General features: G+C 69.7%; 14 protein-coding genes. 12 read left to right on the forward strand and 2 right to left on the reverse strand.

Annotated elements, in window-relative coordinates:
• A partial coding sequence (locus tag ACM2XV_RS06195; RefSeq protein WP_487026299.1) for a protein kinase domain-containing protein occupies positions 1-838 on the reverse strand: 838 nt, incomplete at its 3' end.
• 192 nt (positions 839-1030) lie between these two features.
• Between ACM2XV_RS06195 and ACM2XV_RS06200 the strand changes: the two genes are divergently transcribed.
• Positions 1031-1372: an Rv2175c family DNA-binding protein gene (locus ACM2XV_RS06200; protein ID WP_487026291.1), complete on the forward strand. Its 342-nt coding sequence runs from the start codon at positions 1031-1033 to the stop codon at positions 1370-1372.
• Between the two features lie 15 nt (positions 1373-1387).
• Here the strand turns inward: ACM2XV_RS06200 and ACM2XV_RS06205 are convergent, their stop codons facing one another.
• Positions 1388-2491 (reverse strand): polyprenyl synthetase family protein, encoded by a 1104-nt coding sequence (locus ACM2XV_RS06205; protein WP_487026292.1) that lies wholly within the window; start codon positions 2489-2491, stop codon positions 1388-1390.
• A 129-nt stretch (positions 2492-2620) separates the two neighbouring features.
• On the opposite strand from ACM2XV_RS06205, the gene ACM2XV_RS06210 reads away from it, so the two are divergent.
• From ACM2XV_RS06210 to murC, 11 genes are all read left to right on the forward strand, one after another.
• Positions 2621-3016, forward strand: coding sequence for a DUF3040 domain-containing protein (locus tag ACM2XV_RS06210; RefSeq protein ID WP_344778211.1), 396 nt, complete (start codon positions 2621-2623; stop codon positions 3014-3016).
• A gap of 298 nt (positions 3017-3314) precedes the next feature.
• A complete protein-coding gene (gene mraZ / locus ACM2XV_RS06215; RefSeq protein ID WP_344778209.1) occupies positions 3315-3746 on the forward strand; it encodes a division/cell wall cluster transcriptional repressor MraZ in 432 nt (143 codons plus the stop codon).
• A 114-nt stretch (positions 3747-3860) separates the two neighbouring features.
• Positions 3861-4826 (forward strand): 16S rRNA (cytosine(1402)-N(4))-methyltransferase RsmH, encoded by a 966-nt coding sequence (gene rsmH / locus ACM2XV_RS06220; protein WP_487026300.1) that lies wholly within the window; start codon positions 3861-3863, stop codon positions 4824-4826.
• Entirely contained in the window at positions 4823-5548 is a 726-nt protein-coding gene (ftsL, locus tag ACM2XV_RS06225) for a cell division protein FtsL (protein WP_487026293.1), read from the forward strand. The genes rsmH and ftsL overlap by 4 nt, the downstream gene beginning before the upstream one ends.
• Positions 5549-5597: 49 nt before the next feature.
• The gene (locus ACM2XV_RS06230; protein WP_487026294.1) at positions 5598-7394 is read left to right on the forward strand and encodes a peptidoglycan D,D-transpeptidase FtsI family protein; all 1797 of its coding nucleotides are present in this window, start codon (positions 5598-5600) and stop codon (positions 7392-7394) included.
• Positions 7395-7416: 22 nt separating this feature from the next.
• Positions 7417-8838, forward strand: coding sequence for a UDP-N-acetylmuramoyl-tripeptide--D-alanyl-D-alanine ligase (locus ACM2XV_RS06235; protein ID WP_487026295.1), 1422 nt, complete (start codon positions 7417-7419; stop codon positions 8836-8838).
• Entirely contained in the window at positions 8835-9947 is a 1113-nt protein-coding gene (mraY, locus tag ACM2XV_RS06240) for a phospho-N-acetylmuramoyl-pentapeptide-transferase (RefSeq protein WP_344778199.1), read from the forward strand. The genes ACM2XV_RS06235 and mraY overlap by 4 nt, the downstream gene beginning before the upstream one ends.
• Entirely contained in the window at positions 9944-11521 is a 1578-nt protein-coding gene (murD, locus tag ACM2XV_RS06245) for a UDP-N-acetylmuramoyl-L-alanine--D-glutamate ligase (RefSeq protein ID WP_487026301.1), read from the forward strand. Before mraY ends, murD begins: the two co-directional genes overlap by 4 nt.
• 80 nt (positions 11522-11601) lie before the next feature.
• Positions 11602-12846: a putative lipid II flippase FtsW gene (gene ftsW / locus ACM2XV_RS06250; RefSeq protein WP_487026296.1), complete on the forward strand. Its 1245-nt coding sequence runs from the start codon at positions 11602-11604 to the stop codon at positions 12844-12846.
• Positions 12843-13940, forward strand: a complete 1098-nt coding sequence (locus ACM2XV_RS06255) for a UDP-N-acetylglucosamine--N-acetylmuramyl-(pentapeptide) pyrophosphoryl-undecaprenol N-acetylglucosamine transferase (RefSeq protein ID WP_487026297.1) — start codon at positions 12843-12845, stop codon at positions 13938-13940. The genes ftsW and ACM2XV_RS06255 overlap by 4 nt, the downstream gene beginning before the upstream one ends.
• Before the next feature lie 50 nt (positions 13941-13990).
• On the forward strand, positions 13991-15403 hold the full coding sequence (murC, locus tag ACM2XV_RS06260) for a UDP-N-acetylmuramate--L-alanine ligase (RefSeq protein WP_487026298.1): 1413 nt from the start codon (positions 13991-13993) through the stop codon (positions 15401-15403).
• The last annotated feature ends 125 nt before the right edge of the window (positions 15404-15528 follow it).

Genomic DNA, 15528 nt, shown 5'->3' on the forward strand with positions numbered 1-15528 from the left:
GCACGGTCGTCGCCTGCGTGTCGTTCGCGGTGGGGGAGATCACGCGCGTGGCATCCAGCTCACCGTCGGGCTGCGCGCCGTGGATGGCGCGCTCGACCTCGTACAGCTTCTCGAGCAGGGCGCGAGCGTCGGCCGGGCGCTCCTCGGGGTCTCGGCTGGTCGCCCACAGCACGAGGTCGTCGAGCTGCGGCGGCACGAGCGGATTCTTGAGGCTCGGCTTCGGAACCGAGTCGTTCGCATGCTGGTACGCGATCTGCATCGGCTGCTCGCCCTGGAACGGCTGCTCGCCGGTGAGCATCTCGTAGATCATGATGCCGATGGCGTAGATGTCGCTGCGGGTGTCGGCGATGCCGCGGGTGACGAGCTCGGGGGAGAGGTACGCGATCGTGCCGAGCAGGGCCTGCCCGGTTCCGGTCGCGTTGGCCGCGGCGCGGGCGAGCCCGAAGTCGCCGAGCTTGATGCGGCCGTCATCGGCGAGCAGCACGTTCTCGGGCTTGAGATCGCGGTGCACGATGCCGGCACGGTGAGCGGCCGCGAGGCCCGCGAGCACCGACTCCATGATGTCGATGGTCTGCTCGGGGGTGAGCTTGCCGTAGTCGCGCAGCAGATCGCGCAGGGTGATGCCCGGCAGGTACTCCATGACCAGGTAGGCCATGTCGTCGTCCTGCCCCTGGTCGAAGACGTTGACGACGTTGGGGTGCGCAAGGCGTGCCGTCGAGCGCGCCTCCTGCACGAAGCGGGTCTTGAAGTTCGTGTCGTCGGCGAGGTGGCTGTGCATCACCTTCAGTGCGACACGCCGCTCAAGGCGCAGGTCGGTGGCCAGATACACCGTCGCCATGCCGCCGCGAGCGATCCGCGAGCGCACCTGGTATCGGCCGTCGATGAGACGGCCGAGCAGGGGGTCGGTCTGGCTCGCGTTGGTCACCCGACGAGTCTAGGTAGCGATATATTCCGCGCGCGCAGTGACACGTCACAAAGCCATGAACGTGATCTGTGAACAGCGGGCGCAACTTCTGGCACGATTTTCCACATGGCTACTCCGTCGCCCGAGCGCACCTGGTTGACCGTGCCCGAGCTGGTCGAGATTCTCGGAGTCTCACCCTCCCGCGTCCGCAGGCTGATCGATGACAAGCACCTGCTCGGCAGTCGCCGCGGTGGGCCGCTCGCGGTCCCGGCCGATTTCCTGTCGGGAAACGAGCCGCTCAGCGAGTTGCGCGGAACGCTCATCGTGCTCGGCGACGCGGGCTTCACCGATGATGAGGCGATCGACTGGCTGCTCACCGAGGACGAGACGCTCGAGGCGGCTCCGATCGACGCCCTGCGCACCGGCCGCAAGACCGAGGTGCGACGCGTCGCGCAGGCCCTCGCCTGATCGGCGAGCGCGGGCTCACGCGTCGCGGTCGGTGACCCGCGCCGTCAGCTGACGCAGGGCGGCGAGCGCCTCGGGGGCGAGGGATGCCTCATCGAGCGCCGCATTGGCGCGACGCACCTCCCGATCGATCACCTCTTCGACTTCGTCGACGGCGCCGGAGTCGCGCATCGCGCCCTGCAGCATGAGCACCTGCTCGGTGTCGAGGTTCGGGTCGCCGAGCAGCTCGTCGAACACACGGCGCACCGAGCCGCTCACCCGGCTTCGCGTCAGGGCGACGAGCAGCGTGCGCTTGCCCTCTCGAAGGTCGTCGCCGCTCGGCTTGCCCGTGACGGCGGCGTCGCCGAAGACCCCGAGCAGGTCGTCGCGCAGCTGGAAGGCGATGCCGAGCGGCAGCCCGAAGGCGCTCAGCGTCTCGAGCTGGGCATCGCTGCCGCCGCCGAGGGCGGCGCCGATGAGCAGCGGCGCCTCGATGCTGTACTTGGCCGACTTGAACACGACGACCCGTCGCGCAGCCTCGAGCTGCTCGGCCTCGTCGCGCCCCACCCACGCGCTCTCCTCGAGCACGTCGAGGTACTGCCCCGCCGTGACGTCCGTGCGCATGGTGTTGAAGAGCTGCCTGGCCGCTCGCGCGCGCTGCGCGTCGCCCAACTCGAAGAGCGCGTCGTCGAGCAGCTCGTCGCTCCAGCCGAGCAGCAGGTCGCCGAGCAGGATCGCGGCCGAGGTGCCGAAGGCGGCGCCGTCGCCGGCCCAGCGGTTCTCGGCGTGGCGGCCTGCGAAGCGGCGGTGGGCGCTGGGCTCGCCGCGCCGCGTGTCTGAGCTGTCGATGACGTCGTCGTGCACGAGGGCGGCCGCGTGGAACAGCTCGAGCGCGCTCGCGGCGCCGATGACGGCGTCGAGCTCGCGCTGGGTCACGGGGGTCTCGCGGATGCCGGCGACGGCGCGCCACCCCCAGTGGCAGAACTGGGCCCTGAACCGCTTGCCACCGCTGAGAAATCGCCGCGAGTCGTCGAGCAGGGCGGTCACATCGGGACCGATGGTTCCGACAATGGAGGAGCGGTCATCGAGGAAGCCGTCGAGACGGGATTGGACCAGATCGACGAGTCTCACGCTTTCCGCCACCGTGCCAGCTTAACGGCGGGGCACACGATGGCTGAGCAACGGGCTAGCAGGCCCGCTGAGCCGTGATTACACTGGGGCGTCACAGCACGACGCAACGAAGCTGACGAAGCTGAAGAAGAGGGGATCGGGATGCCGCTTTCGGAGCACGAGCAGCGCCTTCTCGACGAGATGGAGCGCAACCTCTACCAGAACGACGCCGACTTCGTGGCCAATATCAGCCATGCGCCCCGTCGCAAGCCCGCCTATCGGGCGATCGTTCTCGGCGTTCTGCTCGCGGTCGTGGGCGTCGCCGCACTGATCCTCGGCGTCGCGATCCGGCTCCCCGTCGTCGGCATCCTGGGCTTCCTGGTCATGTTCGCCGGTGTTCTGCTGGCCATCACTCCCGGTCGCCGACGCGGCGCCGACTCGCTGTTCGACGCCCAGGGCGGAGCCGCCAAGCCGGGCAGCGGTCGCGCGAAGAGCTCGTCCGACTTCATGGACCGTCTCGGCGAGCGCTGGGACAGGCGCCAGGACGGCGACCGCTAGCCCCCGCCCTCCACCTTCTTCCACCGGCGCGTTCGCCTTCGGCGCGCGCACGACTGACTTCAGGGTCGACCCGTTCGGGTCGGCCCTTTTTGTATGCCTTCTCCGCGGCGCTGTGGCGGGAAAGCCCTCCACCGTCCTCCACCACGCGCGTCGCGTGTAATCACGCGGATCTGGACCTGGAAAAGACCCCCAAAACCGGCCTCAAATCCTTGCAGGTGGATGGATGTGGAGTAACGTGGGGCGCACTGGATCACCAGTGGGCACTGCGGTTCGCGTTCGGGGAAGGGAGGCGCCGCGCATGTTTCTCGGCACGTACGCTCCGAAGCTCGATGACAAGGGCCGCGTCATCCTTCCGGCCAAGTTCCGGGCGGAGCTCGCGGGCGGGGTCGTTCTCACCCGCGGGCAGGAGCGCTGCATCTACGTCTTCAGCACCGATGAGTTCGCCTCGATGCACGAGAAGATCCGCCAGGCGCCCGTGACGAGCAAGCAGGCCCGTGACTATCTGCGCGTCTTCCTGTCGGGGGCGAGCGACGAGCAGCCCGACGCCCAGAACCGCATCTCGATCCCGCCGGCGCTGCGCGCCTACGCAGGGCTCACCAAGGAACTCGCCGTCATCGGCGCGGGAAGCCGCGCCGAGATCTGGGACGCGCAGGCCTGGGAGGCGTACCTCGCCGAGCAGGAGAGCACGTTCGCCGACACCGCGGAGGAGGTGATCCCCGGCCTCTTCTAGTCCGCAGGCTGTGACTCCCAGCCATCCGCGTGCCTTGGCCGACTTCCCCGCGGCCAAGTCAGGCAGAAAAGGATGGATGGGGATCACGGCAGGCGGGCCGGCCGATTTCTCGCCATGGATGCCTCTCAGCTGCACACCCCCGTCATGCTCGAGCGCTGCCTGGAGCTGCTCGCGCCGGCGATCGGCCGCCCGAACGCGGTCGTCGTCGACGGCACCCTCGGGCTCGGCGGGCACTCGGAAGCGATGCTCGAGCGCTTCCCGGGCCTCACGCTCGTCGGCCTCGACCGCGACCCAGAGGCACTGCGCCTCGCGGGGGAGCGGCTCGCCCGCTTCGGCGACCGGTTCCGGCCGGTCCACACGACGTACGACGGCGTCGACACCGCGATCGCCGAGCTCGGCTACACGGCGATCGACGGCGCCCTCTACGACCTCGGGGTCAGCTCGATGCAGCTCGACCTGCCCGAGCGCGGCTTCTCGTACGCGAAGGACGCGCCGCTCGACATGCGCATGGACACGACGGCCGAGCTCACCGCGGAACGCATCGTCGCCGACTACTCGGAGGGTGAGCTGCGGCGCATCTTCCGCGACTACGGGGAAGAGAAGCTCGCCGCGCGCTACGCCTCCTTCATCGTGAGGGCGCGGGCGCAGCATCCGATCACCCGCACCATGCAGCTGGTCGACGTGCTGCAGGCGGCGACGCCGGCCGCGATCAGCAAGCAGGGGCACCCGGCCAAGCGCGTCTTCCAGGCGCTGCGCATCGAGGTCAACCAGGAGCTCGCGGTGCTCGAGCGCGCCATCCCACGTGCGATCGACGCGCTCAACGTCGGCGGCCGCCTCGTCGTCATGTCGTACCAGTCCCTCGAGGACCGGATCGTGAAGCGGATCTTCCAGGCGAGGTCGACGTCGACCGCGCCGGCCGGGCTGCCCGTCGAACTGCCGGAGCACCGGCCAGAGCTCGCGCTGCTGACGCGCGGCGCCGAGCTCGCCGGCGACGACGAGAAGGAACGCAACCCGCGCAGCGCCCCGGTGCGCCTGCGCGCGGTCGAGCGAGTCAGAGAAGTGCTGAGGGGGGCTTCATGAGCATGAACGGCAACACCGCGGTGATCGAGCCGTTGATCGATGCGGCCTCCGGTGCCGATCTCGACGTGGCCTTCCCGCCGGCCGACGAGCACCCCTGGGTCTCGCAGCTGCCGCTGCCGAACCGCGAGGAGCGGCGGCGCGGGCTGCTCGCCCCCGTCGACGCGCCGGTCGGTGCCGCCCAGCGCCCGAGGCTGCTCTACGCGGGCATCGCGGTCGGCGCGCTCATCCTGATCGTGGTGGCCCAGCTCGCCTTGAGCATCGGCGTCTCGAACGGCGCCTATCGGCTCAACTCCCTGCAGCAGGAGCAGAAGAAGCTCAGCAGGGACTACCAGGCGTCGTCGGAGGCGGCGGACAAGCTGTCCAGCCCGCAGAACCTGGCGGCCAACGCCGACGCGCTCGGCATGGTCGCCAACGGCTCACCCGTCTACCTGCGGCTCTCCAACGGCCAGGTGGTCGGCTCGCCGACGGCGGCGAGCGGCCAGCCGGCGAAGGCGGGCTCGTCCCTCGTGCCGAACGCGCTCATCACAGGGGTTCCGCTCGTCAACGCGAAGACGGGGCCGAAACCCTCGCAGGTCGCGACGGACGAGACCTCCGTCTCGAGCGCGGGCTCACAGCAAACCGGGAGCAAGTCGGCCTCCGGCACACCGGCGGCGAATGTGAACCCGCAGCAGCACGGCCCCGTAGCGTGGAGCGGGCCGCTGCCGGCGCCCGCCACCCACTAGCGGTGCCGACCCGGCCGACGAGACGAAGGCAGAGCGAGGGGGAGCACGAGTGAAGGCGAAGAAGTCGACGCGGAGGCGCACCTCGATCGCCCTGCTGATCGTGCTGGCCGTCGTCTCGAGCCTCGTCTACAAGCTCTTCGACATCCAGGTCGTCCACGCCAGCGCCCTGACCGCGCAGGCGGCCGAGCGACGCGGCACGGCGATCACGCTCTACGGCGCCCGCGGCGACATCGTCGACGACGACGGCACGGTGCTCGCAGGCAGCGTGCTGCGCTACGACTTCATCGCCTCGCCCGTCAACGCTCTGAGCGCGTACACGGACGGGAAGGGGCATGCGCTTCCGCGCGACCAGGCGCTCGCGAAGCTCGCGGCCGACCCCGTGCTCGCCAAGCTCTCGAAGATCACGAACACGCCGGTGAAGACCTTCATGGCCGACTTCACGAGCGCGCTGAAGGCGAACTCGCAGTCGCAGTACGCGCCCCTCATCAAGAACGCCGACGTGCCGACGTTCAACAAGATCGAGGCGCTGAAGATCGCCTGGCTCACGCCGGTGAGCCACCCTGCCCGCAACTATCCGCTCGGGGCCGTGGGCGGCAACATCGTCGGCTACGTCAACTCGTCAGGCCAAGGGGCCGAGGGCCTCGAGCAGCAGTACCAGAAGTGCCTTGTCGGCGAGAACGGCGAGGAGACCTATCAGGCGAGCCGCGACGGCGTGGCGCTGCCCGGCAGCACCAAGGTGACCAAGGCGGCCAAGCAGGGCGGAACCCTCGTCACGACGCTCGACTCCGACCTCAACTGGTTCCTGAACCAGGAGCTCGCGAGCACGACGAAGCAGCTCGGCGCGGAGTTCGCCCAGGGCTCCGTCATCGACATCAAGACAGGCGAGATCAAGGCGGCCGCGCAGTACCCGTCGGTGGACCCCAACGACATCGACTCGGTGCCGGCGGAGTACCGCAGCACCGCGATGATGTTCTCGAGCATGTTCGAGCCCGGGTCGACCTTCAAGTCGCTCACGGCGGCGGCGATGATCGACACCGGCTACGCCACTCCGTACTCGCACGTGATGACCGCGGACTCCTTCTCGGGGCCGAACGGCGTGCGGTTCAGCGACGCCGAGTACCACCCCGTCGAGGACATGACGCTCACGGGCATCCTGATGAACTCGTCGAACGTCGGAATCGCCGAGCTCGGCCAGAACATGTCGAGCCAGACGCGCTACGACTACTACAAGAAGTTCGGGATCGGCAGCCCGACCTCCGTCGACTTCCCCGCACAGGCGAGCGGCATCCTGACCAAGCCGGGCACCTGGGACGCGCAGACGAACTACACGACCATGTTCGGCCAGGGCGTCTCGGCCACGATGGCGCAGATGGTGCAGGCCTACCAGGCGCTCGCCAACGACGGCGTCATGGTGCCGCTGTCGCTCGTGAAGGGCTGCAAGCAGGCCGACGGCACGATGACCGACGTGCCCAAGAAGACGTCGACGCGCGTCATCAAGTCGTCGACCTCGAAGACGATGCTCGACATGCTCGAGTCCGTGCCGAACAAGAACCCGAATGACGCCGCGCTGAAGATCGACGGCTACCGGCTCGCCGCCAAGACGGGCACCGCGCAGGAGCCCGACGGGCACGGCGGCTACCGCCAGAACTACTACATCTCGGTGATGGGGGTGGCGCCCGTCGACAACCCGCGCTACCTCGTCGACGTCAATATCGGGTTCCCCGCGAACGGTAAAATGTCCTACGCGGCAGCGCCGCTGTTTCACGACATCATGAGCCAGGTGCTGAAGACGTACCGGGTGAGCCCGTCGAACAGCGCTCCATCGGACCTGCCCGTTACCCACTGATGAGCCCGATGAGTTTGGCCGCATGATCGCACTGACCCTCACCGAGATCGCCGACGCGGTCTCCGGATCCCTTCACCTCGGCGAGAGCGGGGCGGATGCCTCGCGCACCGTCTCGGGGCTCGCCGCCACCGACTCGCGCGAGGTCGCCCCCGGCGGGATCTTCTTCGCCAAGCGCGGCGAGGCGACCGACGGGCACCTGTTCGCGCCTCAGGCCGTCGAGAACGGCGCGGCGGTCCTGGTCGTCGAGCGCGAGCTTCCCGAGCTGGCGACCGTGCCGCAGATCGTCGTGGCCGACGTCGTCGACGCTCTCGCCGCGCTCGCGACTGAGGTGGTCGCTCGCGTGCACGCGAAGGGGGCGCTGCAGGTCGTCGGCATCACGGGCTCGAACGGCAAGACGACGACCAAGAACCTGCTCGCGAGCATCCTCGGCCCGCTCGGCGAGACCGTCGCGCCGAGGGAGTCGTTCAACAACGAGGTCGGCGCGCCGCTCACCATGCTGCGGGTCACGGAATCCACGCGCTTCCTCGTCTCCGAGATGGGGCTCTACGCGCCAGGCGCCATCGCGCGGCTCGTCGAGATCGGCAAGCCCGATATCGGTGTCGTGCTGAAGGTCGGCCTCGCGCACGCCGGCGGCTACGGCGGAATCGACGGGGTCGCGGCCGAGAAGTCCGAGATGGTGAAGCACCTGCCCGGTGACGGCATCGCGGTGCTCAACATCGACGACCGCCGGGTGGCAGCCATGGCCGAGCAGACGACCGCGGGCCAGGTGCTGTGGTTCGGGCTCGGGCAGGGCGCCCAGGTGACCGCGCGCGACATCGTCGTGACCGCCGAGGGGACGTCGTTCACCCTCGTGCTGCCCGGGGCTGAGGCATCCGTCGCCTTCAAGGTGCTCGGTGAGCACCACGTCATGAACGCGCTGGCCGCCGCCGCGGCGGCCCACGCGATCGGCGTCGGCATCGACGACATCGTGCCCGGCCTGGAAGCCGTCACACGCGCCGAGCGCTGGCGTATGGAGGTGCTCGGCGGCCGCGACGGCATCACGGTGATCAACGACGCCTACAACGCGAGCCCCGACTCGATGGCCGCCGCCCTGCGCACCCTCGCGAAGCTGAAGCGCCCGGGCGGCCGAACGATCGCGGTCGTCGGCGAGATGGCCGAGCTCGGCGAGTTCTCGGGTGAGGAGCACGACAAGGTCGGCCTCGACGTCGTCGTGCTCGGCATCGACCGCCTCGTCGTGGTGGGCGAGGGCGCACGCCGGGTGCATGTCTCCGCGATGCGCGAGGGCACATTCTTCTCCGACGAGTCGCAGTACGTCGAGACGATCGACGAGGCGTTCGAGCTTGTGCGTGCGCTCGCGCGGCCCAACGACACGATCCTCGTGAAGAGCTCGAAGGTGGCCGGGTTGCGGTTCCTGGGCGACCGCCTGGGAGAATCGTTCTCGTGAGGACTCTTCTGACCGCCGGCGGTCTCTCCCTGGCCTTCTCCCTGTTCCTCACGCCGCTGTTCGTGAAGCTGTTCCACCGGCTGCAGCTGGGGCAGTTCATCCGCGACGACGGGCCCCAGTCGCACCACGCCAAGCGCGGCACGGCGACCATGGGCGGCATCATCATCATCCTGGCGACGCTGTTCGGCTTCTTCGCCTCTGCGCTGATGTTCGGCGGCGACGGCATCTCGGCGAGCTCGCTGCTCGTGCTCCTGATGCTCGTGGGCATGGGCGCCGTCGGCTTCGTCGACGACTTCCTCAAGGTGCGCAATCAGCGCAGCCTGGGCCTCGGCGGCTGGGCGAAGATCGTCGGCCAGGTGGTCGTCGCGACCGTGTTCGCGATCCTCGCGATCCAGTTCCCCAACACGCAGGGCTACACGCCGGCATCCCTCGGCATCTCGGCGGTGCGCGACGTGCCCGCGCTCGACATCGGCCGCATCGCGACGGCGGTGCCCGCGGTCGCGATCATCCTGTACCTGATCTGGGTGAACTTCCTCGCGGCGGCGACGACCAACGGCGTGAACCTCGCCGACGGGCTCGACGGCCTCGCACCGGGCGCATCGATCCTCGCCATCGGGTCGTTCATCTTCATCGGCTTCTGGCAGTTCAACCAGTCGTGCTTCAGCCCGACGATCGATCAGGACAACCTGGCGAAGTGCTACACGACGAACGACCCGCTGTCGCTCGCGATCGTGGCCGCGGCGATCACGGGCGCCCTGGTCGGATTCCTGTGGTGGAACACCAACCCGGCGCAGATCTTCCTCGGCGACACGGGCTCACTCGGCCTCGGCGGCGCGCTGTGCGCCCTGGCTGTGCTCACCCACACCGAGCTGCTGCTCATCCTCATCGGCGGCCTCTTCGTCATCGAGGCCGGGTCGGTCATCCTGCAGCGCGCGTACTTCAAGATCACGCACGGCAAGCGCATCTTCCTGATGACGCCGATCCATCACACCTTCGAGCTGAAGGGGTGGGCAGAGGTGACGATCGTCGTGCGCTTCTGGATCATCGCGGGTCTGCTCGTCGCCGCCGGCGTCGGCACCTTCTACCTCGAGTGGCTGAGCGTCAGTTGACCGAGCAGCACGCAGGGCGGCACGCGGCCGCCGTCGACTTCGAGGCGCTGAGTTCCTGGCATACGGATGCCTGGAAGGGTCTGCGCGTCGCCGTGTTCGGGCTCGGCAAGACCGGGTTCTCCGTCGCCGACACCCTGGTCGAGCTGGGCTGCGAGGTGCTCGTCGTCACGCAGCAGGCCGACGCTGAGCGCTCGCAGCTGCTGGCCGTCATCGGGGCAGAGCTCGTGGTCGACGAGAGCCTCGATGTGCTGGCGGGCGGCCCGCCGCAGCGACTGCTCGACTTCGATCCGCAGCTCGTCGTCGCGAACCCCGGCTTCCCGCCGTCGCACCCCCTGCTGCAGTGGGCCGAGGGCGACGCGGGCCTTCCCGTGTGGGGCGACATCGAGCTCGCCTGGCGCCTGCGCGACAAGGTCGTGCGCCCCGACGGATCGCCGGCCGAGTGGATCACGATCACCGGTACCAACGGCAAGACCACCACGACGCAGCTCACGGCCACGTTCCTCGCAGCGGCGGGGCTGCGGGCCGCGCCTGCGGGGAACATCGGCGTTCCCGTGCTCGATGCGATCCGCGACCCGCAGGGCTTCGACGTGCTTGTGATCGAGCTGTCGAGCCACCAGCTGCACCGCATCAACGGGCAGGGCTACGGCCACGGGCCCGCGGGGGAGCTGCACCCGTACGCGAGCGTGTGCCTCAACATCGCAGAGGACCACCTCGAGTGGCACGGCTCCTTCGAGGCGTATCGCGCCGCGAAGGCGAAGGTCTACGACAACACCAAGGTCGCGTGCGTCTACAACAAGGCCGACGAGGCGACCATGAGGATGGTCGAGGACGCCGACGTGGAGGAGGGCGCCCGAGCCATTGGCTTCGGCCTCGGCGTGCCGGGGCCGAGCGACTTCGGCGTGATCGAGGGCATCGTCGTCGACCGCGCCTTCCTCGATGAGCGGCACCACACGGCGCTCGAGCTGACGACGCTCGACGAGCTCGCCGCCGCCGGGCTCGGCGCCCCGCATGTCGTGGCGAACATCCTCGCGGCATCGGCCCTGGCGCGGTCGTTCGGTGTCGAGACCGGCGTCATCCACGAGGCGCTGAAGACCTTCCGTCTCGATGCGCACCGCATCGAGACCGTCGCGGTCGCCGGGGGCATCGCCTGGGTCGACGACTCGAAGGCGACGAACCCGCACTCGGCGGATGCCTCGCTGAAGGCGTTCCCGTCGGTGGTGTGGATCGTCGGCGGCCTGCTCAAGGGCGTCGACGTCGACGAGCTGGTGGCCGCGCACGTCGTGCGGCTGCGGGGCGCCGTGCTGATCGGCGTCGACCGCGACGAGCTGCGCACCGCGTTCCAGAAGCACGCGCCCGAGCTGCCGCTGTTCGAAGTGACGGGGGATGTCGCGCAAGCCGGGGCTGCCGGGGGAGAGCGCGTCATGGAGGAGGCCGTGCGATTCGCGGCATCCGTCGCCCACGACGGCGACACCGTGCTGCTCGCCCCGAGCGCTGCCTCGATGGACCAGTTCGCGGACTACGCCGACCGCGGCAACAAGTTCGCCGAGGCGGTCCGCAAGCATCTCGCGGGGTGAAGGGCGCTCTCAGCGGTCTTGAAGGGATGAGCTCGGCGCGCCGAGCCGAGAGGTCGGGCATCCGTTGTGAGGATGGCCAGGTGACTACGCAAGCCGGCCAGCGCAGGGTGCCGCGGTTCTCCGCCGGCGCCCGAACGGGCGGCGCGATGCACACGGCGCGCATCTCGCTCGGGCGCGCATTCGAGGCGGAATCCGCCAACTACTTCATGCTGCTCGGCCTCACGCTCTTCATGGTCGCGTTCGGGCTGCTCATGGTGCTGTCGTCGTCCTACGTCGCCTCGCACGCCGACGGCTCGAGCTTCTTCGCGAAGTTCATGAACCAGGGCCTCTACGCGATCATCGGCGTTCCGATGATGCTGGTGGTCTCGCGCATCCCCGCACGGTTCTGGCAGAAATGGGCGTGGCTCGCTCTGCTCGGGGCGTGCGCGCTGCAGTGCCTCGTGGTGTTCACACCGCTCGGCTATGGCATCAACAACAACACGAACTGGCTGAGGCTCGGGCCGATCCTGTTCCAGCCCTCCGAGCTCATCAAGATCGCGCTCGTGCTGTGGCTCGGCATGTTCCTGACGCGCAAGCAGGCGCGCATGACGCAGATCGGGCAGGCGCTCGTTCCGGTCATCCTGATCAGCCTGGTGCCGCTCTTCCTGATCATGAAGGGCAACGACCTCGGCACGACGATGATCGTCGGGCTGGTGCTGATCGGAGCGCTGTTCTTCGCGGGCATCCCGCTGTGGCAGCTGCTGCTCGTCGGTGCGGCCGGGGCCGCGGGCGCCCTCGTGCTGGGCTTCTCGACGAAGAACCGCGTCGACCGCATCCAGGCGTTCCTGCACCCCGAGGCGGCCGACCCGAACGGCTCCGGCTATCAGGTGCTGCAGGGTCAGTGGGGCATGGCGAACGGCGGCATCTTCGGCGTCGGGCTCGGCAACTCCGAGTCGAAGTGGAACTGGCTGCCCGCGTCGTCGACCGACTTCATCTTCTCGGTCACCGCCGAGGAGCTCGGCCTCGTCGGCGCCGTGCTCGTGCTGCTGCTGTTCGTCGCACTGGCGTTCGTGCTGCTGCGCATCATCCGCTCGGCGAACACGGTGTTCGCCCGTGCCGTCACGGGCGGCGTCACGGTCTGGATCATCGGCCAGGCGATCATCAACATCGCGGTCGTCGTCGGGCTGTTCCCCGCGCTCGGGGTGCCGCTGCCCCTGATCTCGTCGGGCGGAACGGCCCTCATCTCGACGCTCGCGGCCCTCGGCATCGTGCTCTCGTTCGCCCGTGAGGAGAGCCGCGCCGCGCGCAGGGGCGGCCTCTCGGCCCGGGCTAGCCTTAAGCAGTGACGACGTACCTTCTCGCCGGTGGAGGCACCGCCGGCCACGTGAATCCGCTGCTCGCGACCGCAGACAAGCTGCGTGCGCTGCACGCGGCGAATGCGGCGGCGGATGCCCCGGCAGGCGGCCCCGAGATCGTGGTGCTCGGCACGGCAGAGGGCCTCGAAGCGCGCCTCGTGCCGCAGCGCGGCTACGAGCTCGCGACGATCCCCAAGCTGCCGTTCCCGCGCCGTCCCAACGCCGCCGCGCTGCGCTTCCCCGGCCGCTGGTGGGCCGCGGTGAAGCAGATCGAGAAGCTCATCGCCGAGCGCGGCATCGACGTCGTCGTGGGCTTCGGCGGCTATGCCGCGGCCCCGGCCTATCTCGCGGCACGACGCACGCGCACGCCCCTCGTGCTGCACGAGGCGAACGCGAAGCCCGGCCTCGCGAGCCGGCTCGGCGCCCGCTTCACCGAGAGCGTGGGTGTCGCCTTCCGCGGCACCCCGCTGCCGCACGCCCGCTTCGTCGGCATGCCGCTGCGCCCTGAGATCGAGGCGCTCGACCGGTCGGTCGCGCGCGCCGGCGCCCGCCGGCGCTTCGGCCTCGACGACCGCCCCGTGCTGCTCGTCACGGGTGGGTCGCTCGGCGCGCGCCGCGTCAACCGCACCATGCTCGACTCGGCGCAGCGCGTCCTCGGCGCCGGGTACCAGGTGCTGCACATCCAGGGCGGGGCCCGCGAGTTCAGCGACCCCGGTCTGCCGGGGTACCACCTCGTCGACTACGTCGACGACATGGATCAGGCGCTGTCCGCGTGCGATCTCGTCGTGAGCCGTGCCGGCGCCGCGACGGTCAGCGAGCTGACCGCGCTCGGCATCCCCGCCGTCTACGTGCCCTACCCGGTGGGCAACGGCGAGCAGCGCTTCAACGTCGCCGACGTCGTGAGCTCGGGCGGCGGCATCGTCGTCGAAGACCGGGAGTTCACCCCCGACTGGGTCGAGGCGCACCTGCTGCCGCTGCTCCAAGACGAGGAGCGGATCGCGGCGATGTCTGCGGCCGCGGCATCCGTCGGCGTCCGCGACGGCGCCGAGCGCCTCGTCGCCCTGATCAAGGCGGCCGAGGCCTGACCGGGCCCGCCTGACCTGCCCGCGAGCACAGCAAGGAGATACTGGAACCCGTGATCAAGCCCGACCTGTCGATGCCGCTGCCCGAGTCCATCGGGAAGGCGCACTTCGTCGGCATCGGAGGGTCGGGCATGAACGGCGTCGCGCGCCTGTTCCTCGCCGCAGGGATTCCCGTGACGGGCTCCGACCGGGCCGAGAGCGAGTACACCCGCGCGCTGTCCGAGCTCGGGGCGGGCATCCACATCGGCCATGACGCCGCCAACGTCGGCGACGCCGATACGCTCGTCGTCACGGGCGCCCTCTGGCAGGACAACCCCGAGTATCAATACGCGCTCGCGCACGGCATTCCCGTGCTGCACCGCTCGCAGGCGCTCGCCTGGCTCGCTCGCGGCAGCCGACTGGTGGCGGTCGCCGGCGCGCACGGCAAGTCGACGACCACCGGAATGATCTCGACGGCGCTGCTGGCGGCGGGCGCCGACCCGAGCTTCGTCAACGGCGCCGTGATCGAGGGCCTCGAGACGAGCGCGCGGCACGGCGAGTCCGGCCTCTTCGTCATCGAGGCCGACGAGTCCGACGGCTCGTTCCTGCTCTACGACACCTCCGTCGCCCTGATCCTCAACATCGACGATGACCACCTCGACCACTACGGCTCATATGCCGCCGTCGAAGACGCCTTCGTGACCTTCGCCGACCGGGCGCGCGAGCTGGTCGTGATCTCGGCCGACGATGCGGGCGCACGCGCCGTCGCACCGCGTATCTCGCACCTGAACGTCGTGACCTTCGGCGAGAGCGAGGGCGCCGACGTGCGCGTCACCTCGATCACGGCCGAGGGGCCGGTCGCCTTCACGCTCGAGTGGCGCGGCGAGAGCTACCGCGGGCGGCTGCGGGTGCCCGGCCGGCACAACGCGCTCAACGCGGCGGGTGCCTTCGCCGTGCTGACCGCCCTCGGCGTCGCCCCCGAGACGGCGATCGCGTCGCTCGAGGCATTCGGCGGCACGCACCGCCGCTTCGAGCTGCACGGCACCGTCGGGGGAGTGAGCGTCTACGACGACTATGCCCATCACCCCGCCGAGGTGAAGGCGGTGCTCGAGGCGGCGCGCTCGGTCGTCGGCGACGGGCGGCTCATCGCCGTGCACCAGCCGCACACCTACAGCCGCACCCAGCGCCTCGCGCAGGAGTTCGCCGACACCCTCGAGCGGTACGCCGACGAGACCGTCGTGCTCGACGTGTTCGGCGCCCGCGAAGACCCGGTTCCCGGGGTGACGGGCGCGCTGGTCTCCGAGCGCTTCCGCGACCCATCGAAGGTCGCGTTCATCGCCGACTGGCAGCAGGCGGCCGACTTCACGGCGCAGTTCGCGCAGCGCGGCGACTTCGTCATCACGCTCGGCTGCGGCAACGTGAACCTCATCGTGCCGCAGCTGCTCGACGCGCTCGAGGCGGCGCACCCGCAGCAGGCAGGAGCCTGAGCGGATGCGTCGGCCCAGCGGACCCGCGCAGCGGACACCACCGCCGCCGAGCGCGCCCACTCGACGCGAGCCGCAGCAGCAGGCATCCGTCACCACACGTGGGGCCGGATGCCTGCTGCTGCGGC

Source organism: Gryllotalpicola sp. CP2-P1 (assembly GCF_057512245.1).

Excerpts from the sequence above, each read along its gene's own strand:
- mraZ (WP_344778209.1), top strand. The coding sequence starts at position 3,315 with ATGTTTCTCGGCACGTACGCTCCGAAGCTCGATGACAAGGGCCGCGTC.
- ACM2XV_RS06210 (WP_344778211.1), top strand. The coding sequence starts at position 2,621 with ATGCCGCTTTCGGAGCACGAGCAGCGCCTTCTCGACGAGATGGAGCGC.
- ACM2XV_RS06200 (WP_487026291.1), top strand. The coding sequence starts at position 1,031 with ATGGCTACTCCGTCGCCCGAGCGCACCTGGTTGACCGTGCCCGAGCTG.
- rsmH (WP_487026300.1), top strand. The coding sequence starts at position 3,861 with ATGGATGCCTCTCAGCTGCACACCCCCGTCATGCTCGAGCGCTGCCTG.
- ftsL (WP_487026293.1), top strand. The coding sequence starts at position 4,823 with ATGAGCATGAACGGCAACACCGCGGTGATCGAGCCGTTGATCGATGCG.
- ACM2XV_RS06235 (WP_487026295.1), top strand. The coding sequence starts at position 7,417 with ATGATCGCACTGACCCTCACCGAGATCGCCGACGCGGTCTCCGGATCC.